The organism is Microbacterium sp. A93 (genome assembly GCF_051842835.1).
Genome location: NZ_JBPXMT010000002.1, coordinates 550,670 through 572,210 on the forward strand (window position 1 = coordinate 550,670; position 21,541 = coordinate 572,210).

18 protein-coding genes are annotated in these 21,541 nt (G+C 70.1%); 10 read left to right on the top strand and 8 right to left on the bottom strand.

The annotated features are described in order from the left end of the window. Window positions 1–17: 17 nt before the first annotated feature. Window positions 18–2,528 carry an S-layer homology domain-containing protein gene (locus ACSU1G_RS06825; protein WP_439279165.1) on the top strand — a complete coding sequence of 837 codons (2,511 nt, stop codon included), beginning with the start codon at window positions 18–20 and terminating at the stop codon, window positions 2,526–2,528. A 115-nt stretch (window positions 2,529–2,643) separates the two neighbouring features. After that, the gene (locus ACSU1G_RS06830) at window positions 2,644–3,843 is read left to right on the top strand and encodes an MFS transporter (protein ID WP_439279166.1); all 1,200 of its coding nucleotides are present in this window, start codon (window positions 2,644–2,646) and stop codon (window positions 3,841–3,843) included. A gap of 86 nt (window positions 3,844–3,929) precedes the next feature. Here the strand turns inward: ACSU1G_RS06830 and ACSU1G_RS06835 are convergent, their stop codons facing one another. The 5 genes from ACSU1G_RS06835 to ACSU1G_RS06855 form a co-directional block, all read right to left on the bottom strand. Then, window positions 3,930–4,838 carry a 3-hydroxyacyl-CoA dehydrogenase NAD-binding domain-containing protein gene (locus ACSU1G_RS06835; protein ID WP_439279167.1) on the bottom strand — a complete coding sequence of 303 codons (909 nt, stop codon included), beginning with the start codon at window positions 4,836–4,838 and terminating at the stop codon, window positions 3,930–3,932. Between the two features lie 110 nt (window positions 4,839–4,948). Continuing rightward, window positions 4,949–6,646, bottom strand: a complete 1,698-nt coding sequence (locus ACSU1G_RS06840; RefSeq protein ID WP_439279168.1) for an MDR family MFS transporter — start codon at window positions 6,644–6,646, stop codon at window positions 4,949–4,951. After that, window positions 6,643–7,272, bottom strand: a complete 630-nt coding sequence (locus tag ACSU1G_RS06845; protein WP_439279169.1) for a TetR/AcrR family transcriptional regulator — start codon at window positions 7,270–7,272, stop codon at window positions 6,643–6,645. Before ACSU1G_RS06845 ends, ACSU1G_RS06840 begins: the two co-directional genes overlap by 4 nt. Before the next feature lie 180 nt (window positions 7,273–7,452). Then, window positions 7,453–7,920, bottom strand: coding sequence for a thioredoxin (gene trxA / locus ACSU1G_RS06850; protein ID WP_439279170.1), 468 nt, complete (start codon window positions 7,918–7,920; stop codon window positions 7,453–7,455). Window positions 7,921–8,002: 82 nt separating this feature from the next. Next, on the bottom strand, window positions 8,003–8,482 hold the full coding sequence (locus tag ACSU1G_RS06855) for a MarR family winged helix-turn-helix transcriptional regulator (RefSeq protein WP_439279171.1): 480 nt from the start codon (window positions 8,480–8,482) through the stop codon (window positions 8,003–8,005). 76 nt (window positions 8,483–8,558) lie between these two features. On the opposite strand from ACSU1G_RS06855, the gene ACSU1G_RS06860 reads away from it, so the two are divergent. The 4 genes from ACSU1G_RS06860 to ACSU1G_RS06875 all read left to right on the top strand — a co-directional run bounded on the left by ACSU1G_RS06860 (window position 8,559) and on the right by ACSU1G_RS06875 (window position 14,623). Further along, the gene (locus tag ACSU1G_RS06860; protein ID WP_439279172.1) at window positions 8,559–10,436 is read left to right on the top strand and encodes an ABC transporter ATP-binding protein; all 1,878 of its coding nucleotides are present in this window, start codon (window positions 8,559–8,561) and stop codon (window positions 10,434–10,436) included. A gap of 96 nt (window positions 10,437–10,532) precedes the next feature. Beyond that, the gene (locus ACSU1G_RS06865; RefSeq protein WP_439279173.1) at window positions 10,533–12,764 is read left to right on the top strand and encodes a catalase; all 2,232 of its coding nucleotides are present in this window, start codon (window positions 10,533–10,535) and stop codon (window positions 12,762–12,764) included. A gap of 187 nt (window positions 12,765–12,951) precedes the next feature. Beyond that, window positions 12,952–13,821, top strand: a complete 870-nt coding sequence (locus ACSU1G_RS06870; protein WP_439279411.1) for a cation diffusion facilitator family transporter — start codon at window positions 12,952–12,954, stop codon at window positions 13,819–13,821. Between the two features lie 43 nt (window positions 13,822–13,864). Next, window positions 13,865–14,623, top strand: coding sequence for a DUF1648 domain-containing protein (locus tag ACSU1G_RS06875; protein WP_439279174.1), 759 nt, complete (start codon window positions 13,865–13,867; stop codon window positions 14,621–14,623). A 42-nt stretch (window positions 14,624–14,665) separates the two neighbouring features. On the opposite strand, the gene ACSU1G_RS06880 is transcribed toward ACSU1G_RS06875, so the two are convergent. Next, window positions 14,666–15,757, bottom strand: coding sequence for an iron-containing redox enzyme family protein (locus ACSU1G_RS06880; RefSeq protein WP_439279175.1), 1,092 nt, complete (start codon window positions 15,755–15,757; stop codon window positions 14,666–14,668). Window positions 15,758–15,971: 214 nt separating this feature from the next. On the opposite strand from ACSU1G_RS06880, the gene ACSU1G_RS06885 reads away from it, so the two are divergent. Beyond that, on the top strand, window positions 15,972–16,715 hold the full coding sequence (locus ACSU1G_RS06885; RefSeq protein WP_439279176.1) for an MBL fold metallo-hydrolase: 744 nt from the start codon (window positions 15,972–15,974) through the stop codon (window positions 16,713–16,715). Between the two features lie 67 nt (window positions 16,716–16,782). Then, window positions 16,783–18,249 (top strand): protein adenylyltransferase SelO, encoded by a 1,467-nt coding sequence (locus tag ACSU1G_RS06890; protein ID WP_439279177.1) that lies wholly within the window; start codon window positions 16,783–16,785, stop codon window positions 18,247–18,249. 4 nt (window positions 18,250–18,253) lie between these two features. On the opposite strand, the gene ACSU1G_RS06895 is transcribed toward ACSU1G_RS06890, so the two are convergent. Then, entirely contained in the window at window positions 18,254–18,787 is a 534-nt protein-coding gene (locus ACSU1G_RS06895) for a metallophosphoesterase family protein (protein ID WP_439279178.1), read from the bottom strand. A 222-nt stretch (window positions 18,788–19,009) separates the two neighbouring features. Here ACSU1G_RS06895 and ACSU1G_RS06900 point away from each other — a divergent pair, with 222 nt between their 5' ends. Both ACSU1G_RS06900 and ACSU1G_RS06905 read left to right on the top strand, forming a co-directional pair. Next, entirely contained in the window at window positions 19,010–20,320 is a 1,311-nt protein-coding gene (locus tag ACSU1G_RS06900; protein WP_439279179.1) for an O-acetylhomoserine aminocarboxypropyltransferase/cysteine synthase family protein, read from the top strand. Further along, window positions 20,317–20,832 carry a CoA-binding protein gene (locus tag ACSU1G_RS06905; protein ID WP_439279180.1) on the top strand — a complete coding sequence of 172 codons (516 nt, stop codon included), beginning with the start codon at window positions 20,317–20,319 and terminating at the stop codon, window positions 20,830–20,832. The genes ACSU1G_RS06900 and ACSU1G_RS06905 overlap by 4 nt, the downstream gene beginning before the upstream one ends. Before the next feature lie 212 nt (window positions 20,833–21,044). Here ACSU1G_RS06905 and ACSU1G_RS06910 read toward each other — a convergent pair whose 3' ends face one another. Then, on the bottom strand, window positions 21,045–21,299 hold the full coding sequence (locus ACSU1G_RS06910) for a hypothetical protein (protein ID WP_439279181.1): 255 nt from the start codon (window positions 21,297–21,299) through the stop codon (window positions 21,045–21,047). Window positions 21,300–21,541 lie beyond the last annotated feature (242 nt).

Genomic DNA, 21,541 nt, shown 5'->3' on the forward strand with positions numbered 1-21,541 from the left:
TGACATCGGAGCCCCACATGCAGCGCAAGCTTCCCGCGGCCGCCCTGGCCGGACTCATGACCATCGGCTTCCTGGCCACCCCGGCCACCGCCACCCCCACCGAAGAGCACTCCTCCGCCCCCGCGCCGGCCGAGTGCACCGCGGAGGACTTCGCGGACAACCAGCCCGGCTCGCAGTTCTTCGACTACGTCCGCTGGATGCAGTGCTCCGGCATCACCACGGGCTACGCGGACCACACCTACCGCAAGAACGCGGACATCGACCGCGGCGAGTCCATGGCGTTCGTGTACCGCTACCTGGGCCCCGAGTTCACCGCGGGCGAGGCCACCTTCCCGGACGTCCCGGCGCATTCCACCCACTTCGAGGCCATCGAGTGGGGTGCGGCCGAGGAGGTCACCACCGGTTACCAGGACGGCACGTTCCAGCCGACCCGCTCCGTGGAGCGCGGCGAGTTCGCCTCCTTCCTCTACCGCGCCATCGATCCGGAGACCGGCAGCACCGGCGAGACGGACGCGTCCTTCCCGGACGTCCCCGAGTCCAACACCCACCACGATGCCATCGTCTGGCTCGCCTCCGAGGGCATCTCCATCGGTTACCAGGACGGCACCTTCAAGGCCAAGGACACCATCACCCGCGGCGAGGTCGCCGCGCTGATGAACCGCATGGACGAGGTCCTCACCGAAGAGGAACCCGAGGGACCGGGCGTCCCGGAGGCCCCCGCACCTGAGATGCCGGCCGGCGAGCCCGTGCTGCTGACCGACCCGTTCCTGCAGGACCCGCAGGCCGGCCAGACCAACGTCGCCTGGTTCACCGAGTTGGAGGGCCAGCGCCACTACGTGGTCACCGGGGAGGTCTACGATCTGACGGCCGAGGACCTGGCCCCCGCCGTGAAGAAGGCCGAGGCCTCCACCAGCGGCGTGTTCCAGTCCGAGGCGCAGAACGTCCAGTTCACCGTGACCCTGGCCGAGTCGGCGCAGATGTCCCGCACCGCCGAGGACGCCGCCTCCGTGCTCTCCGACGCCCCGGCCGAGGAGGACGGGATCGTCGCCCGTGACATCTTCCGCCACGAGGCCACCGTGACCGGTCTCGAGGATTCCGGCGAGGTGGACTACCGCGTGGTGTCCGTCTTCGAGGGCACCCCCGTACTCTCGGACACCTTCGCCCTGGAGGACGCCAAGTCGGCGGACGAGGACGCCAACATCCTGCTGACCTCGGACCACCAGGCCAAGGACAACACCCCGGCCAACCTCCAGTGGGCCGAGACGGTCATCGGTGACATCGACGCCGTGTTCATGGCCGGCGACCTGGCCAACGTGCCGGACCGCGCCTCCGAGTGGTTCGACTCCGAGAACGGCCTGGCCTTCTTCCGCGGCCTGCAGGGCAACGCCGGCTTCGAGGCCCCGAACGGGCAGACCTATGGCGGCGGGGAGATCCTGCAGTACGCCCCGCTCTACACGGTCATCGGCAACCACGAGGTCCAGGGCCGGGTGGACGGCATGGACTCCCTGAACGCGTCCTTCAACGCCCCGGTGCCCCGCGAGGTGGCCGAGGCCGAGTACGAGAAGGTCGCCGCCGAGGTCAACCCGTCCGGTGACGAGCAGGCCAAGGAACAGTGGATCGAGGACAACTCCTTCTCCACCACCACCTACGAGGAGCTCTTCACCCTGCCCGAGTCCGAGTCCGGCGGCGAGCAGTACTACGCCGCCACGGTGGGCAACACCCGCCTGATCTCCCTGTACTCGACCCGCATCTGGCGCTCCGACATCAACAACGAGGACCCGGCCGCCCGCCAGGCGAACACCCGGTACCAGGAGGCGCGCCAGAACCTGGACGACCCGATGGCCCAGGGCCACGGCTCCTTCCCCTTCGAGAGCCTGGCCGTGGACTCGGACCAGTACAACTGGCTGCAGGCCGAGCTCTCCTCGGACGCCACCACCGGCGCCGAGAACGTGGTGGTCATGATGCACGAAGGCCCGCAGGGCCTGGGTGACAACGTGGCCCCGCACTTCGCCGAGCCCACCAGGATCGAGGAGAAGGACGCCGAGGGCAACGTCACCGGCATCCGCTACGAGTACGAGGAGAGGAACAACAAGCTCCTCACCGACCTCACCCCGCTGATCGACGCCGAGGGCACCGCCGTGGACTTGGTCTTCAACGGCCACTCCCACCTGTGGAACCGCTTCGAGTCCGAGCACGGCGTGAACTACCTGGAGACCTCCAACGTGGGCAACTCCTACGGCGCCTTCCATGAGCTCTCCGGCGATTCCCGCCCGGTCCCGGGCGCACCCTGGAACGCGGAGAACTACGTGGAGCAGGGCAGCCCGGGCGGTCTGGAACCGATCGCCCCGTCCGAGCGGCCGTTCATGTCCTTGGTGGATCCCTCCGCCGAGGCCCCGTTCGTGGCCTCGAACGACTACAGCATCTTCACCAACCTGGACACCCAGGCCGGCTCGGTGACGTCGTTCATCCTGGACACCAAGGACCCGGCCGCGGTCCCGGAGATCCTGGACGTGTTCATGCTGGACTGACCCCCTCCCTCCCCATCACGAGAGCGCTACCTGTCGAGACACCCCGGTGTCATCGACAGGTAGCGCTCTCGTGTTCTGTGGGATGCGGGGATTGCGTGGCGTAGCTTGGCCTGTTGTGAGCACAGCACACCAGGGAGCACAGCAGACCGACGACGCCGGCCCCGGCCCCTCCCGCGCGCCGTTCGCCATCGGATTGGCCTCCTTCACCTCGAGCGTCGACCGCTTCGCCGTCAGCCCGCTGCTGGTGTTCCTGGCCGTGGACCTCGGGGTGTCCCTGGCCCAGAGCGTGGCCGTGGCCGGCGTGTACTTCCTGGCCTACGGCTTCACGCAGCCCGTGTGGGGCATGCTCTCGGACCGCTACGGGCGGCTGCGGGTCATGCGACTGGCCCTCGTGGGGGCTGGGCTAGCGGGCGCGGCCTCCGCGCTGGCCCCGGGGCTGGGGACGCTCATCCTGTTGCGCGGGCTGACCGGCATGTTCTTCGGCGGCGTCATCCCCACGGCCATCACCTTCATCGGCGACACCGTCCCGGGCCACCACCGTCAGTCCGCGCTGGCAGACAACATGGCCGCCACCGCCGTGGGGACCGCGCTGGCCACGGCGGTGGCCGGCGTGGTGGGCAGCACGCTGGGCTGGCGGGTGATGTTCGCCCTGCCGGTGCTCCTGGCCGCAGCCTGCCTGGTGGCCCTGCGCCCCCTGGCCGAACCCGAGCGCGCCGCCGGCCGCGGGCTGTGGGTCTCCCTCGCCCGGACCCTGTCCCACGGGTGGATGCTCGCGATCATCGCGCTGGCGTTCGTGGAGGGCGCCGTGGTCCTGGGCCTGCTCACCCTGCTGGCCCCCGCCCTGCAGGACCAGGGCTTGGATGCGGCCACCGCAGGCCTGTCCGTGGCCGCCTACGGTGCGGCCACCCTGGTGGCGAGCCGGCTCGTGAAGCCCTTGGCGCGGCGCTGGCCCGCCCACCGGCTGATCGCACTCGGCGGGTTGGGCATGGTGGCCGGCTACGCCGCCGTCGCGCAGCAGGTCACGATCGGCACCGTGGTGTTCGCCGCCGCGGGGCTGGGTTGGACGTGGGCGCTGATGCACACCGCACTGCAGTCCTGGGCCACCGTGGTCTTGCCGCAGCTGCGCGGCACGGCCGTGTCCCTCTTCGCCGCCGCGCTCTTCGCCGGCAGCTCGGTGGGCGCCCTGGTGGCCGGACCCGTGGCGAGCGCAGGCCACTGGGCCGTACTGTTCGGCGTCACCGCCGCGGTGGGCGGGCTGGTGGCGGTGCTGGCCTACGCACTGCGGCGGGCCTATCACCGCCGCCACGGCCACTGACGAGTTGTCCCACCCCGCTTGCATCTGGAGGTCGACGGATGACTCGAATCGCAGGAAATTCGCGAATCTGGGTCACCCATCGACCGCTAGTTGGACCGGGGAGGGCGCCGTTCGAGGATGTCGGCTTGGATGCGGTCCCGGCGCTCGGCCGATGCTGCTGATCCGTGGGGACCGTAGGCTTCCTCGACCTGCTGGAAGACGGGCTCCATGCCCTCGGCCGAGAGGTCCGGCTCGTGGAGGTCGATCGCGGCGAAGGAGGGGCCGATGTGCTCCATGAAGCCGCGAAAACCGGACGGCCCCCCACCGAGGTGCATGCCTTCGAAGGGGCCGACGGCCGCCCAGCGTAGTCCAAGCGAGTTGGTCACCAGGGTGTCCAGGTCTGCGGGGCTGACCACCCCGGACTGCACCAGGTGGACGGCTTCCCGCAGCACGGCGTTCTGCAGGCGGTTGCCCACGAAGCCCGTGGCCTCGCGGTGCAGCACCACGGGCTCCCGGCCCAGGGAACGGTAGAAAGTGAGGGCGCGGTCCACGGATTCCGGCGCGGTCCGCTCCCCGGGGACGACCTCCACGAGTGGCATCAGGTGGGGCGGGTTGAAGGGGTGGCCGATCAGCAGCCGGGCGGCCATCTGGTCCGGGAGGCCTTCTACCATCCGGCTCGCGGGCAGGGTCGAGGAGGAGGACAGCACGACGGCGTCCGGTGGCACGGCGGTGGCGAGCTCAGCCATCAGCGGCCGCTTGACCTCGAGGGTCTCGGGGGTGCTCTCCTGCACGAAGCCGGCCCCTCGGACGGCGTCCACCACGGACTCCGCGCGCGTGATGAGGGCGGCCAGGTCCCGGTGCTCGGCGGCGAAGTCCTGCACCACACGGTCCAGGTCCGGGCGGGGGTCGAAGATGCGCACCGGGTGGCCGTGGGAGGCGAACAGCCGCGCCCAGGACAACCCGATGGTCCCCGCCCCGATCACAGCCACCACGGGCCTGACGGATTCACTGCTCATGACAGCAGATGCTACCCATGCCCGAAAACGAGCGGTCGATGGGTGACCTCAGAGTCGGGATTCTCCCGGATCGGGGTCACCCATCGACCGCCAGTTGCAGGGTGGGAAGGTCAGCGGGTCCGGGCCTGCGCCTCCGCGGGGGCGCGTTCGGAATCCAGCCCCGCATCACTGGACCCGGGCTGCTCGCTGTGCACCGTCATCCGGCGCGGTTGCTCGGAGACGATCGAGAGGCTGCCCGTGGCCAGGGGTTCGGCCTCCAACGAGCGCTCGATCCGGGTGGCCAGTGGCTTCTCGTACACGAACATCAACAGCACGGCGGCGATCAGGCCCAGCGGGGCGATCCACAGGAAGATCGGGGTCAGCGCATCGGAGTAGGCGGTGATCACCACGTCGTGCAACGGAGCCGGCAGTCCGGACACGGCGGCCGGAGTCAGCGACTCCGCACTGCCCATCTGTCCCGCGCCGGAGGCGGGCAGGCGCTCGGACATCAGGTTCACCAGCCGCGAGGCGAACAGACTGCCGACCAGCGAGGAGCCGAGGGTGGCACCGATCTGACGGAAGTAGTTGTTCGAGGCGGTGGCGGTGCCGACCATGGTGATCGGGAAGGTGTTCTGCACGATCAGCACGAGGTTCTGCATGGACAGGCCCAGACCCACGCCGAGCAGGCCCAGGTAGGTGCAGGCCACCCACAACGGCTGGTGCGGATCCATCAGGGACAGCAGGACCATGGAGCCGCCGATGAACAGGGCACCGGCCACCGGGTACCACTTGTACCGGCCGTACTTGGAGACCAGTGCGCCGGAGGTGATGGAGGTGATCAGCATGGCCCCCATCATGGGGATCATGGCGAGCCCGGCCACCGTGGCGTCCAGGCCGAAGGACATCTGCAGGTAGGTGGGCATGTAGCCCAGGGCACCGAACATGGCCACGCCGATGCACAGCCCGGCGATGGTGGTGAGCACGAAGTTGCGCTCCTTGAAGAGCGTCATCGGGATCAGCGGCTCGGCGGTGCGCCGTTCCACCAGTACGAAGGCCACGGCGGCCAGCACGAACAGGCCGATCAGACCCAGGATGATCGGGTCGGTCCACGCGTAGGTGCCGCCGCCCCAGGTGGTCACAAGCACCATGGACGTGGTGGCCACGGCGATGAGGGTCATGCCGCCCCAGTCCAGGGTCGGACGCCCCTGGTGGTGGCGGGGCAGCTTGAGCAGGAAGATCGCCGCCAGCAGGGCCAACACCCCGATGGGCAGGTTGATCCAGAAGGCCCAGCGCCAGCCGGGACCATCCGTGAACCAGCCGCCGAGTAGCGGGCCGACCACGGAGGACAGGGCGAAGACGCCGCCCATGACACCCATGTACTTGCCACGCTCACGCGCCGGGACCACATCGGCGATGGCGGCCTGGGACAGGATCATCAGCCCGCCGCCGCCGAGGCCCTGGATGACCCGGGCGAAGATGAGTGTGCCCATGTCAGGCGAGAGACCGCCGACCACGGATCCGATCATGAACACCGAGATGGCGAAGATCAGCAGCGGCTTGCGCCCGATCTGGTCACCGAGCTTGCCGTAGATCGGCATGGCGATGGTGGTGGCCAGGATGAAGGCGGTGATGACCCAGACCATGCTGCTGACGCCGTTGAGCTCGCCCACGATGGTGGGCAGGGCCGTGGCGAAGACGGTCTGGTTCAGTGAGGCCAGCAGCATGGCCAGCATCAGGCCGATGAACAGCGGGAGGAGCGTCCCCTTCGGGATACTCGAGGCGGGGGCGGACGCGGACCCCTGGTGTGCGTCCTGAGAGGTGGTGGTCATGAAAGCTTCCTGTAGAGGTCCTGGTAGAGGTCAAGTGCGGTGGTGAGGGATCCGGATTCCAGCCGGACCCCCGGCATGCCGCCGCTGACGACGAGATAACGCAGCGGCACCCCGGCGGCCATGGTGAGCATGCGGGCGGCGCTCTCGACGCTGTGCCCGTTGAGCCCCTCCGACCAATCCGGATGATCGGTCATGGCGGTGGCGATGGCCTGGTAGACGAGGTCCTCGCCCTCGATCATCATTTCCCGGCGGCGCAGCAGCAGGTGTGGGAACTTCTCGAAGAGCCGGGACCGGCGGTCCGCGTCACCCTCGGCATAGGTGCTGCGGCCCACCGTCAACAGCAGCTCGGTGGTTCGCTGGATCAGGCCGTCCATGGCGAGGAATCCCTCCGGCAGTTCCGGGGCCGTGGGGGTCCGGACGCCGAGGATGGCGTCCTCCTTGGTGGGGAAGTAATTGAAGAACGTCCGCTGGGAGATCCCGGCCTCGCTGGCGATGGCCTCCACGGTGACGTGCTTCGTGTCCTCGTCGAGGGCCAACTCGGCCGCGGCATCGTGGATCGCGTGCCACGTCTCGGTCTTCTTGCGCTCGCGAAGAGACGTCGAGACAGGGGTATCTGTGGGGGGCATGCGAATATTGTTGCACGACTGCACTTATTGCGCAACTGCAAAATTGCAGTGATGCACCTCACTGCGGTGGGTGGTGAGATCCCGTGAGTGGTCAGACCCCGTGAGTGGTCAGATCCCGTGGCGATCCGCCCGGCGAACCGCACGGCAAGTGACCACTCACCGCGGAGTCCGGGGTGCGGGTCACCGCCCGTGCAGGGCGTTCAGCTGGTCGGCCGCGGACTCGACCGCCTCGTCCACCGACGGCTCCGCGGGCTGGCCGCCCTGCTGGCCACCCTCCGGCGCCGCCTGCGCGGCCTGCTCCTCCGCCATGCGCCGGACCTCGTCGACGTCCAGTCCCTTGACCTGCGTCAGCAGGTCCTCGAGGGCGTTGCCGGGCAGGGCGCCGGCCTGGGAGAAGACCAGCACGCCGCCACGGAAGGCCATCAGCGTGGGGATGGAGGTGATGCCGGCCATCGAGGCCAGCTGCTGCTCGGCCTCGGTGTCCACCTTGGCGAACACCACATCATCATGCTTCGCCGAGGCCGCCTCGAACACGGGCGCGAACTGGCGGCACGGCCCGCACCAGGCGGCCCAGAAGTCCACGAGCACGGTGTCGTTCTCGGCAACGGTGCTGCCGAAGGTGTCTACGGTGATGTCTACGGTGGCCATGGGTCTCCTGGGGTGTCGGGGGTCTGCATACGGGTGTCCACTGCCCTCAACCCAGAAGGCCCGCCCCTCTATTCCAGCTTCCTCAGTCCTGCCCCCGCACCAACTCACCCAGCAACCGGGCCAGCTCGGCCCGGTCCCGCTGGGAGAGGGCGGAGAAGTAGTCCCCGGCCTCCCGGCGTCGGGCCTCACGGACCTCATCCCGGAGCGCGAGACCTGCCGGCGTCAGCTTGATGCGCGTGGCCCGGCGGTCCGAAGGATCGGGACTGCGCGCCACCAGGCCTTTGACCTCCAACTGGTCGATGACCTCGGTGGCCGAACGGGGCGCGATCCGCAGGCGCTCGGCGATGTCCTTCAGCCTCAGCCCCTCCTCCGCCGCCCGCTCGTGCTCGTCATGGGAGTGGCCGCGCCCCCCGCCGCCCACGGTCCCCAGGGCCCGGAACTGGTACGGCGTGAGCTCGAAGGGCGCGAGCTGGTGGCTCCACCGGTGGCGGAGCCGGCGGAACGCGGCGTGCATGAGGTCGCCGAGGTCGGGTGTCTCGGCCGGGGGGCCACCAGCAGTCATGCCCTCATCCTACGCGAATATTGACCTGCAACCTCTTAGTGAGGTAACCTCCCTATGTCTCCTGAAGGGAGGACCCATGAGCATCCCCACTCCCCACGTCCCGTCCGGCGGGCCATCCGGCGAGCCGGCCCGCGGCCACCGCGCCGCCCAGAAGAACCCGGCCGACCAGGCCCAGCTGAAGCGCCACCCCGTCTCCCTGCGCCGCATCGCGGCCCTCTTCGCACCGCACAAGGTGAGCATCGCCGTCGTGGTGCTGTTGATCTCCGTCTCCTCGGTGGTCAACCTCGCCCAGCCCTTCCTCGTGAAGGGCGTGATCGACGACGCCCTGCCCCACCAGGACCTGCCCCTCCTCGCCTGGCTGACCGGCGCGATGGTCGCCGTCGCCGCCATCACGGCGGCGATCGGCGTGGTCCAGACCTGGCGGGCCACGAAGATGGGCCAACAGGTCATGCACACCCTGCGCGTGCAGCTGTTCACCCACCTGCAGTCCCAGCCACTGGCGTTCTTCACCAAGACCCGCGGCGGCGAGGTCCAGTCCCGCCTCATGAACGACATCGCGGGCATGCAGTCCGTGGTCACCTCCACCGCCACCGGCGTGGCCACGAACCTGACCACCACGGTGGCCACCGCGGCCGCCATGGTGGCCCTGTCCCCTCAGCTCTCCCTCATCTCGCTGGTGGTGCTGCCGCCGGCCATCTGGCTCACGCGCCGCGTGGCGCTGATCCGCCGCAAGGTCACGGACGAACGCCAGCAGACCCTCGCCGCCCTGCACACCCAGGTGGAGGAGGGCCTCTCCGTCTCGGGGGTGCGCCTGGCCAAGACCCTGGGCACCACCGCACGGGACGCCGAACGGTTCTCCACGCGTTCCGGCGCCCTCGTGGACCTGGAGATGCGCTCCCAGCTGGCCGGTCGCTGGCGGATGGCCACCATGCAGGTGGTCTTCGCCGCCATCCCCGCGGTGATCTACCTGGCCGCCGGCCTGCCCGCGACCTCCGGGGGCATGACCATCGGCACCCTGGTGGCCTTCACCGCGCTGCAGGGCACCGTGTTCCGCCCCGTGATGGGCCTGCTGAACATCGGCGTCCAGTGGGTCACCGCCCTGGCCTTCTTCTCCCGCATCTTCGAGTATCTGGACCTGGATCCGGCCCTCAAGCCCCCGGCCGTGCCCGCCGTGATCGATCCGGCGCGGGTGCGCGGCGAGGTCCGCCTCGAGGGCGTCTCGTTCTCCTACGGGGCAGACAACACCCTGCACGACGGCGGCCCCGCACCCCGGGTGCTGGACGGCATCGACCTGGTGGTCCCGGCCGGCACCACCACCGCGATCGTGGGGCCCACCGGCTCCGGGAAGTCCACCCTCGCCGCCCTGCTGCCCCGCCTCTACGACGCCACCGCCGGCGGCGTGAGCATCGACGGCACCGACGTGCGCGACTTCGCGCCCGAAGACCTCGCGGCCGTCGTCGGGGTGGTCTCCCAGGAGACCTACCTGATCCACGCCACCGTGCGGGAGAACCTGCTGCTGGCGGACCCGGACGCCACGGACGAGCGCCTGTGGGAGGTCCTGCACGCCGCCTCCCTCGAAGCGACCATCGCCGCCCTGCCGGCAGGACTCGACACCGTGGTCGGTGCCCGCGGCCACCGCTTCTCCGGTGGCGAGCAGCAGCGCCTGGCCATCGCCCGGACCATCCTGCGCGATCCGCCGGTGCTCGTGCTGGACGAGGCCACCTCCGCCCTGGACAACACCACCGAGGCCCGCGTGCAGGCCGCCCTGGACCGTCTCTCCGCCGGGCGCACCACCCTGATGATCGCCCACCGCCTCTCCACCGTCACCGCGGCGGACCAGGTCCTGGTGCTCGACGCCGGCCGGATCGTCGAGCGCGGCGCCCCGGCCGAGCTGCTGGCCGGGTCCGGGCCTTTCGCGGCCCTCGCGGCCCGCGGCATCCCCCAACCCGCCTAGGCGCACGGCAGACTCGCAGGAGGCGAGCACTGGCCATGGCCCCAGGGGTCGTGACTACGGTGGCGGGGTTCCGTCCCTTCGGAGAAAGGTTGACCCATGGCCACCGACCGGCCCCGCATCCCCGGCTCCCCCGGCCCTGTACCGCCCTCCCTCGAGGAGCCGACCACCCCGGCGGATCCCCTGCCGCCCAAGCCGGACCAGTCCGGACCGGCCACCGTCTCGCCCACCGGCCAGGAGACCGGCACCCCGCAGGGGCAGGTGGCCCAGGGCGGGAAGTTCCTGACCACCGCCCACGGAGCCCGGCTGAAGGACTCCGACCATGCGCTGCGCGCCGGTCCCCGCGGGCCCCTGCTCATGCAGGACCACCACTTCCGGGAGAAGATCAGCCACTTCGACCACGAGCGGATCCCCGAGCGCGTGGTGCATGCCCGTGGTTCCGGTGCGCACGGCACCTTCCGCGGCTACGGCACGGCGTCGAGGATCAGCCGGGCCGGTCTGTTCGGCAAGGACCAGGAGACCGAGGTCTTCGTCCGCTTCTCCACCGTGGTCGGCTCCCGCGGTTCCACGGACCTCGCCCGGGACACCCGTGGTTTCGCCACGAAGTTCTACACGGACGAGGGCACCTGGGACCTGGTGGGCAACAACATGCCGGTGTTCTTCATCCAGGACGCCCTCAAGTTCCCGGACGTGGTGCACGCCGTGAAACCGCACCCGGACCGGGAGATCCCCCAGGCACAGTCGGCGCATGACACCTTCTGGGACTTCGTGTCCCTGCACACCGAGGCCCAGCACCACACCATCTGGAACATGTCGGACCGGGGCATCCCCCGCTCGTTCCGGATGATGGAGGGCTTCGGCATCCACACGTTCCGGCTGATCGCCGAGGACGGTTCCACCGTCCTGGTGAAGTTCCATTGGAAGCCGAAGCTGGGCGTCCATTCCGTCACGTGGGAGGAGGCGCAGATCATCAGTGGCGCCGATCCGGACTTCCACCGCCGGGACCTGGCGGATGCGATCGAGGCGGGCGCCTTCCCGCAGTGGGAACTGGGCGTGCAGGTCTTCGAGGACACCGAGGACCAGATGTTCGCCGGGATCGATCTGCTCGACCCCACCAAGATGGTGCCGGAGGAACTGGTGCCCGTCGAGCCCATCGGTCTGATGACCCTGGACCGGAACACCTCCAACTTCTTCGCCGAGACCGAGCAGGTGGCCTTCAACCCGAACAACCTCGTCCCGGGCATCGACGTCACCAACGACCCGTTGCTGCAGGGTCGGCTCTTCTCCTACCTGGACACCCAGATCACGCGCCTGGGCGGGCCGAACTGGAACCAGCTGCCCATCAACCGCCCGCACGCCGAGGTCAATGACATGTTGCGGGACGGCATGCACCAGAGCGCGGTGCACCGTGGCGTCGCCCCGTACCGGCCGAATTCGCTGGACGGGGGCAACCCCTTCGAGACGCCCGACGGCGACCGGCCGTTCATCGACCATCCCGCCCCGGTGGCGGCCTCGGTCAAGGAACGGGCCCTGCCCGCCTCCTTCGACGACCACTTCAGCCAGGCGCGCCTGTTCTTCCAGTCGCTGTCCGAGGTGGAGAAGGAGCACACGGCGCAGGCCTACACCTTCGAGCTCGGCAAGTGCTACGAGCAGGCGGTCCGTGAACGGCAGCTGCGGGCCCTGGCCAATATCGACCCGGTCCTGTGCCAGACCGTGGCCGCGGGCCTGGGCCTCCCCGCTCCGAAACCCTCCGAGGGTCCCGCCGACGTCGTCGCCTCGCCCGCCCTGTCCCAGGTCGGCCGGACCTGGCCGCTGGATGGGCGGCAGGTGGGCATCCTCGTGGGGCCGGAGGTGGACACCGGTGAGGTGGCCGCCGCCGTCGCGGCGGTGGGTAAGGCCGGTCTCGTGCCACTCGTCATCGCGCCCTCGGGGGGTGAGGCGGCCACGCGGCTGCTGGGCAAGGACCTGATGGCCCAACGCACCTACCTCACGGCGCGGTCCATCGAGTTCGACGCCGTCCTGGTCGCCTCGGCCACACCGCCTGCCCCGGATGCGGCGAACGGCCTGGACAGCAAGGTCGGCGTTGCCGCCGGGACCGGGACGGTCGACCCGCGGGTCGAGTTGCTCCTCAGCGAGGTCTGGCGGCAGGCCAAGGCGATCGGCTCCTTCGGTGCGGGCGAGGAGGTCCTGCGCTCGACCGGATATCTGGAGGGGGCCGGCGTCGTGGGCGGCTCCGGCGGCCAGGACGCGGTGCAGCAGCTGCTGGCGCTGATGCCCGCACACCGGGTCTGGGAGCGGTTCCCGACCACCGGGCGCTTCGCCACCACCTGACGCTCCACCCGCCACGTGACGCGGCAGGTGCGCGGAACCTCCACGGTTCCGCGCCCCTGCCATGTTCGGGCGTGATCCACGGGTGCAGGATGTACCCATGAAGCTTCCCCGGGAACAGCAGCAGGCGATGCGTCGGGCCGTACGGCTGGAATGACTCAGCCTCGGATACACCGCCTTCACCCTGACCCTGGTGGCCTTCGTGCTGGGCGGGTCCCAATCCATGAAGACGGCGTGGATCGAGGACATGCTCTCCACGATCCCGCAGATCGCGTTCCTCGTGTCCTTGCTCATCATCCGGCGCACCCGCCCCGGACCAGCCCGGCCCTTCGGCAACCACCGCGCCGCCGGCGTGGGCCACCTGGTGTCCTCGGTGGCCCTGACCGTGGTCGGTGGCTCCCTGGCCTTCGAGGCCGTCAGCGGTCTCCTGTCCGCGGAGCACCCGGTGGTGGGCACGGTGTACCTTTTCGGGAACACCATCTGGCTGGGGTGGCTCATGATGGGCGTCATGGCCGCGATCGCCGTGCCGCCGGTGCTGCTCGGCCACGCCAAGCTCAAGCTGGCTCCCGTCCTCAACGACAAGCTGCTGTACTCCGACGCCAAGATGAACAAGGCCGATTGGCAGACCAATGTCGCCTCGGTGGTCGGCGTGGCCGGGATCGGCTTCGGGCTGTGGTGGTTCGATGCTGCGGCCGCCCTGGTCATCTCCGTGGGGATCACCAAGGACGGGATCCAGAATCTCCGGTCCGCCACCCTGGACTTGATGGACCGCCGCGCCACGACCCATGACAACGCGAAGCCGAGCCCGGTCATCAGCACCATGACGGACGCCGTCGAGGCCCTGCCGTGGGTCCGCGAGGCGGCCTGCCGGGTGCGGGACCTGGGCCGGATGCTCCACGTGGAGATGTTCGTGGTGCCTGACGCCAGCCTGCTCAGCGTGGAACAGACCGAGGAGATCGTCGAGACCTGCCGGGCCGTCGCGTGGACCGTCGAGGACGTGGTGGTCATGCCGGTGTCCCGGCTGCCGGAGGCGCTGGTCCCGGCGGCGGACGGACGCTGACGGCGGGACACGGGCCGCCTCCCGGCCTGACTAGGATCGGGAGGTGACTGACCACGAGAACAACAGCCCGCCGGGACTCCGCCACGGCAGGGCGGCGGCGTGGGCGCCATTCCTGCTGACGCTGCTCGCCGTGGCGGCCCTGGCCGTGTGGGGTGCCCGGATCTATGACGACCTCCCTCAGACCATCCCCACGCATTGGGGTGCCGGCGGGAAACCGGACGCCTGGGAGGAGAAGTCCTTCGGCTCCGTCTTCATGCCCCAGCTGATCTCCGCCGGCACCGCCGCGATGATGGCTGTCCTGGCGCTGATCATCCCCGCCCTGATGAACCCTCCCCGGGACCCGTCCGCCTGGAGGCAGTACCGGCTGGAGGGCGCCGAACGGGCGACCATCTCCGTACTGGGCTGGATCTCCCTGCTGACCGTGCTGTTCGTCGGCTTTCTCGGTGTCCAGGGGTGGGCCACCCCGCAGGACGTGTCCTTCCGGTGGCCCATGGCCCTCTACCTCGTGCTGGTCTTCGTGATGATCTTCGTGCCCTACCACCGGTGGAACCACTGGGCGGACGCCCAGGCCACCGAGCACGGCGTCACAGCCACCGCCGAAGAACTGGCCGAGGACAGGCTCTGGCTCCCCGGCGGCATCTACAACAACCCGGACGAGCCGCTGATCATGGTCCCCAAGCGGGAGGGGTACGGCATCGGGACCACGATCAACGTCGGCAACCGGGCCGGCCGGACCGCCGTCGTGGTGTTCCTCCTCGTGTTCGTCGGCGGGCCGCTGGCGCTGGGCTTCGCCCTGGGATAATCCCCAGGGCGTGAAGTGAGCGGGGCCGGCCGCGAAGGTGCGTCAGGCCGGCAAGCCGACCTGGTCGGCGGAGGCCACCTGGTCCCTGCGGGGCGTGGATGCAGGAGGCAGGGGTTTGCGGAGGGAACTTCGCCCGGCGTGCCAGGCCTCCAGTTGCCACCGCCCCAGGAGCTGGTCGACCAGGCCGGCGCTGGCCGCACCGAACCAGACGTCGTCGGCCAGGGAGGGGTCCTGCTCGACCAATCCCCCAGCCAGGTCACATCCGGCGATCTGCTCGTGCACCGCGGCCGCCGTGACGTGCTCGTCGAAGTACCCGGTGACCGGGGCGCTGAATCCGAGCCGGCGGAGGCCGCGGACGTAGGAGGCACTGGGCCTCGAGGGAGCCGTCCCGTGGAAGGCTAGGTGGCCGGCGACGGCCCCCCGCAGGCGTCGGTGCAGTCCGAACAGGGACATCATGTTCACCGCCGCCAGCGAGAGGGCGGGCACCCGGTCCAGGTAGGCGCCGAATCCGGTCTCCAGGTCCAGCCCGTCCATCGCGGCGGCGAACAGCTCGGAGTGCATCCGGCCCGGTTTCCCGCCCGCGTACTCGTCCATCTGGATCTCCACCAGGGCGGCCTTGGCGCGGCCGTTCAGCCGGGGGATGGCCCAGGTGTGCGGGTCTGCCTCCCGGAGTCGGTTCACGGACTGGTGGACGAGGGCCTCCCGGACCTGCTCGAGGCTGGCCTGCCGGTCGATGAAGTCGGCCACCGAGGGGCCGTGGTGGCCGGCGGATATCTCGGACAGACGGCCGGCCATCTGCTGTGCGGACCTCGGCAGCTCCTGCATCGGCCCGTACATCTCCTCAGCCCCGCGGCGCAGTCGGGCCTCGAAGGCGGACTCGATCCGGTGCCGGACCTGCAGCAGGGCCGGGTCCCACTCCCACCGCTCGTCCACGCCGTTGACGCCGGAGTAGTGCAGTTCGTACAGGCAGAACAGGGCCAGCTGCAGGTCTTCGTCGTACAGGATGTCCTCCGAGGCCGTCAGCGCGCGCCGCACGGACTCGGCGGTGGTGGTCAGCTGGACGTCGGCCGGATAGGCCAGCAGGTCGGCCCACAGTGAGTAGGTGACCGGCCCTCGGGTCAGCGGCAATTTCACGGGAATCTCCTCGCACGGATACGGCGTCACGGGTGCATCCCTGGCGCGTGGTCCCCTGCAAGAAGTCAGCGCGGATCCGTGGACGGGAAAACGCGCATTACGGAGACTAGCAACACAGCCGGTATCCGGGAAGGCGGACGACCGGCCCTTCCCCGCCCCCCGGGCCACAGGCCTACGGTGGGGCCCGGACACGGACACCAGACCAGGAGGAACCATGTTCATCCGCGATGCCGCCCCCGGAGTGCACCTGATCGAACATGCCAACGTCAACTGCTATCTCCTGGAGGACGAGGAGGGCCTGACCCTGGTGGACGCCGGCCTGCCGGGCGTGTGGACGGAGTTGGGCCAGGCGATCCGCGCCCTGGGCCGGCGCCCCGAGGACCTGAAGGCCCTGGTGCTGACCCACGCGCACTTCGATCACGTGGGCGTCGCCCGGCGACTGGTCCGGCACCTGGGACTACCGGTGTACGGCCACCCGGGCGATCGCGTACTGGCCGCCCACCCCTACCGGTATGCCCACGAGAACCCGCGGGCCCTCTATCCGCTGAGGCACCCCCGTGCCGTTCCGATCCTGACCTCGATGCTCTTCGCCGGGGCCCTGACCGTCAAGGGGGTGCAACTCTCCGCGGAGCTGGACGGGTCCACCGTGGTGCCCGTACCAGGCCGGCCCCGCGTGATCCCCAGCCCGGGCCACACCTATGGCCACTGCGCGCTGCACCTGCCCGAGAGGGACGCCTTGCTGACCGGCGACGCCCTCGTGACCTTGGACCCGTATACCGGGGAGACGGGCCCGCAGATCGTGGCCGGGGCCGCCACCGCGGACAGCGACCTCGCCCTGCGCAGCCTGGACGCCCTGGCCGAGACCGGGGCCGGCACGGTCCTGACGGGCCATGGCCGGCCCTGGACGGACGGGATCGACGAGGCCGTGGCGCTGGCCCGCCGCCGCGGGCGCTCCTGACCCGGCGGTCAGGATGACGACGCCGGCCCCTCGCCACCCGCGGCGGCGCCCGGATACGGTGGAGACCGTGAGCCCAACCCCGCAACCGACCATCTCCCTGCAGGCTCGCTTCGCCACGGACCTGCCGGAACTATCCATCCCCTGGCAGGCCGAGCAGACGCCCGAGCCCCGGCTACTCGCGCTCAACGAGCCCCTGGCGACCGCCCTCGGCCTGGACCCTGACTGGTTGCGGGACCGAGAGGGTATCGACTTCCTGACCGGCACCAGGCCGCCCGAACAGGCAGCGCCGGTGGCCCAGGCCTACGCCGGCCACCAGTTCGGTGCCTACTCGCCCCGGCTGGGGGACGGCCGCGCCCTGCTGCTGGGTGACCTCACCGGTCCCGGCGGGCACCACCTGGACCTCCACCTCAAAGGCTCCGGACGCACCCCCTTCGCCCGTGGCGGGGACGGGCGGGCCGCCGTCGGGCCCATGCTCCGGGAGTACATCGTCAGCGAGGCGATGCACGGGCTCGGCATCCCCACCACCCGCTCGCTGGCCGTGGTCGCCACGGGCCGGACCATCCTGCGCGAGGAGGGGCCGCTGCCGGGGGCGGTCCTGGCGCGGGTGGCCTCCAGCCACCTGCGCGTGGGCAGCTTCCAGTACGCCCGGAACCTCGACGATCCGGCCATCCTGCGGCGGCTGGCCGATCACGCCCTCCGGATCCACCACCCGGAGGCCGCGCAGGACGCGCAACCCTATCTGTCCCTGTTCCGCCGGGTCATGGCCGCGCAGGCCGACCTCGTGGCCCGGTGGCTGCTCGTGGGCTTCGTCCACGGGGTGATGAACACGGACAACATGACGATCTCGGGCGAGACCATCGACTACGGACCGTGCGCGTTCATGGACGCCTTCGACCGCAACGCCGTCTACAGCTCCATCGACTCCGGCGGGCGCTACGCCTACGGAAACCAGCCGGCCATCGCGCAGTGGAACCTCGCCCGGTTCGCCGAGGCCCTGCTGCCGCTGCTGCACGAGGACCAGGACCAGGCGGTCTCCCTCGTCACGGAGGCGCTCGGGGAGTTCCCGCGGCAGTACGGCACGGCCTTCTCGGCCGGCATGCGGCACAAACTGGGTCTGCCGGCGGAGGCCGGCGATGAGGCCGTCGGCCCGCTGATCGATGACCTGCTCGCCCTACTGCAGCAGGACCACATCGACTACACGCAGTTCTTCCGCCGGCTGGGCCACGCAGCCCGCGGAGACCTGGGTCCGGTCCGGGCCGTGTTCACCGACCGGCCGGCGTTCGACGCCTGGACCGAGCGCTGGCAGTCGTTCTCCCCGGACCCCGAGGTCATGGACCGGACGAACCCCGTCTACATCCCCCGCAACCACCTGGTCGAAGAGGCCCTCGCGGCCGCGACGGCGCAGGATCTGGGCCCGGTGGAGCGGTTGCTGGAGGCCGTCAGCGCCCCCTTCGATGAGCGCCCGGGGCTCGAGCGCTACGCGGAGGGTCCTCCGGAGGACTTCGGCCGCTACCGCACCTTCTGCGGGACGTGAGCGGTCAGGGCGTCCGATCCACGGCAACCAGCCGGACCTCCACCAACCGCCCGTCTCGCACCGTTGCTGTCATCAGGGTGCACTCCGGTTGCATGCGCCGGTCCGTAGGCGAACCCGGATTCAGCAGCCGCAGGCCGAGATTCGCCGTCTCTTCACCAGCCACCGAGTCCCAGGGGATATGACTGTGACCGAAGATGAGCACATCGTCCTCCGGGAACGCAGCGGCCATCCGCTGCTCCCGCCCGCGGGCTGCTCCGGTCTCGTGGGTCATGGCGAACCGCACGCCGCCGATCTCCACCCGAGCCGTCTCGGGCAGCCGCCGGCGCAACTCCTCACCGTCGTTGTTGCCCCACACCCCGACAAGGTGCCGCGCCCGGGCCTGGAGCCCGTCCAGCAGCTCCGGCACCTGCCAGTCCCCGGCATGGAAGACGACGTCGGCCTCCTCCACCGCCTGCCAGACCTGCGCCGGTAGCGCGCGTGCCCGCCGCGGGATGTGGGTGTCGGCCAGGAGCAACAGGCGGATCGGTGCACAGGACATGCCTCAGAGGGTAGCTGGCCGCAGTCTCCCCGCGCCGGGACGCCGCCCCGGCCGGGTGTAGGCAGGCCGCAGGGCGACCGGCCCGATCCGATCAGCGGGCTGGCCATACGTCGCCGGGGGCAACACGCTTCGCGTAACCGGCCGGCGTCGTGAACAATGAATCCAAACGGGACCTGCGGCGCAGTGGTGCGCCGGGCCCACACCCCTGCCGGAAGGATCCACGTGGCAGAACACCAGTTCGGCTTCCGTACCCGCGCGCTGCATGCCGGCGCCGTCCCCGATGCCGTGCACGGCTCCCGTGCCGTGCCGATCCACCAGACCACCTCCTACGTCTTCGAGTCCGCCCAGGACGCCGCGAACCTGTTCGCGCTGCAGAAGTACGGCAACATCTACTCGCGCATCGGCAACCCCACGGTGGCCGCCTTCGAGGAGCGGATGGCCTCACTGGAGGGCGGGATCGGTGCGGTGGCCACGGCCTCCGGCATGTCCGCGGAGTTCATCACCTTCGCCGCCCTGGCCGGCGCCGGGGACCACATCGTGGCCTCCTCCAAGCTCTACGGCGGCACCATCACCCAGCTGGACGTCTCGCTGCGCCGCTTCGGCGTGGAGACCACCTTCGTGGACTCCATGGAGGCGGCCGACTTCGAGGCCGCCATCCAGCCGAACACCAAGGCCGTGTACACGGAGATCGTGGCGAACCCCTCCGGGGACATCGTGGACCTGCCCGGCCTGGCCCGCGTGGCGCACGCCGCCGGGGTCCCCCTGGTCGTGGACGCCACCCTGACCCCGCCGTACCTGATCCGCCCCTTCGAGCACGGCGCGGACATCATCATCCACTCCGCCACCAAGTTCCTCGGCGGTCACGGCACCACCCTCGGCGGCGTCGTCGTGGAGTCCGGTCTCTTCCCGTGGGACAACGGCAGGTTCCCGTCCATGACGGAACCCGTGGCCTCCTACGGCGATGTCTCCTGGTGGGGCAACTTCGGGGAGTACGGCTTTTTGACCAAGCTGCGCTCCGAGCAGCTGCGCGACTTCGGCCCCGCCCTGGCCCCGGCCTCCGCCCAGCAGCTGATGCTCGGGCTGGAGACCCTGGCCCAGCGCATGGACGCCCACCTGGCCAACGCCTACCGCGTGGCGGCCTGGCTGGAGGCGGACGAGCGCGTCTCCTGGGTCAACTTCGCCGGCCTGCCCTCGCACCCGCACCACGCGCGGGCGAAGGAGCTGCTGCCGCTGGGTGTCGGGTCCGTCTTCAGCTTCGGGGTGAGGGGAGGGCGCGACGCCGGCGCCACCTTCATCTCGAACCTGCAGCTGGCGAGCCACCTGGCCAACATCGGCGACGCCAAGACCCTGGTCCTGCATCCCGCCTCCACCACGCACCAGCAACTGAGCGCCGAACAGCTGGTGGCCGGCGGCATTCCGGACGACCTGATCCGGCTGTCCGTGGGCATCGAGGACGTGGAGGACATCCTCTGGGACCTGGACCAGGCCCTGGAGGCCACCGTGAACGCAGCCACCGAGGAGGAGAGCAAGTGAGCACCGCATTGCCCGACCGCACCTGGACCGGACCGTCCGCGCCCGAGCGGCTGCGCCTGCTGCGCGAGGCCAAGTCCATCGCCATCGTCGGCGCCTCGGACAAGCCGGCCCGCGCGAGCTACTTCGTGGCCACGTACCTGAACAGCTCGACGACGTTCGAGCTGTACTTCATCAACCCGATCCTCGCCCAGAAAGGCACCGAGATCCTCGGGCACCGGGTGTACGCCTCCCTCGCGGACCTGCCCGTGGAACCGGACATCGTGGAGGTCTTCCGCAAGGCATCCGATGCCCCCGGCGTCGTGGAGGAGGCCCGTGCGGCCGGCGCGAAGACCGTGTGGCTGCAGCTGGGCATCTGGAACGAGGACGCCGCACGCCAGGCCGAGTCGGCCGGCATGGACATGGTCATGGACCGCTGCGTCAAGATCGAGCACGCCCGCTTCCACGGCGGCCTCAATCTGGCCGGCTTCAACACGGGGGTCATCTCCTCCAAGCGCCAGGCGCTGGACCGCTAGGACCCGCCAGGACCCGCTAGGACCGGCCCCGCTCCATCCGAGCACCCTTCCCCAGCACCCCTCCCCCGGGCGCAAAGTGACCCCACCCCCACCGTTGTGACGGGGCGAGGTCACTTCGTGCCCGGGAGGGCGGGTGCCCGCCGCATCCCTCGTCTCCGCTCAGTGTCCCTCGTCTCCGCTCGCGGTCTCAGCTCAGCGCCCCTCGTCTCCGCTCAGCGTCGTGGAGGCTGTGGCCCTTCGCCCAGGTTGGGGTCTCCGTGGTGGCCGCCGCGCCCGTCCGTGAATCGGCGCGCGGCGTCCAGGACACGGTCGACTCCTGACGGCCGGCCCGTTCCCGATGGGCGGTTGTCGCGGCGCTGATCTACGGCGTCGGTGGCCTGCCGGATCAGCTTCCGACCCTGCGGACTCGTGGCGAAGGTCTGGGCCTTGCGGGCCAGGTCCTTGAAGTTCATGGACTCCTCCATCATCGATTCTCCTGCCGGTCTTCTCACCAGACAGAGCGAGACCCCGGGTATCCGGCTGCGGAGGGGAATCGCATTACGCCGGACCCGGGGTCCCTGTCATCACTCGCACCTTCATCACTCGCACCTTGATGAGGTGCTTCCAGCGTAGGAAACCAAGGTGGGGATCAACCCCACACCACCTGTGAGAACCCTGTGTATATCTCACCAGGGCGGAGGGGCCGTCCAGGCCTGCCCTCAAGGCGCGC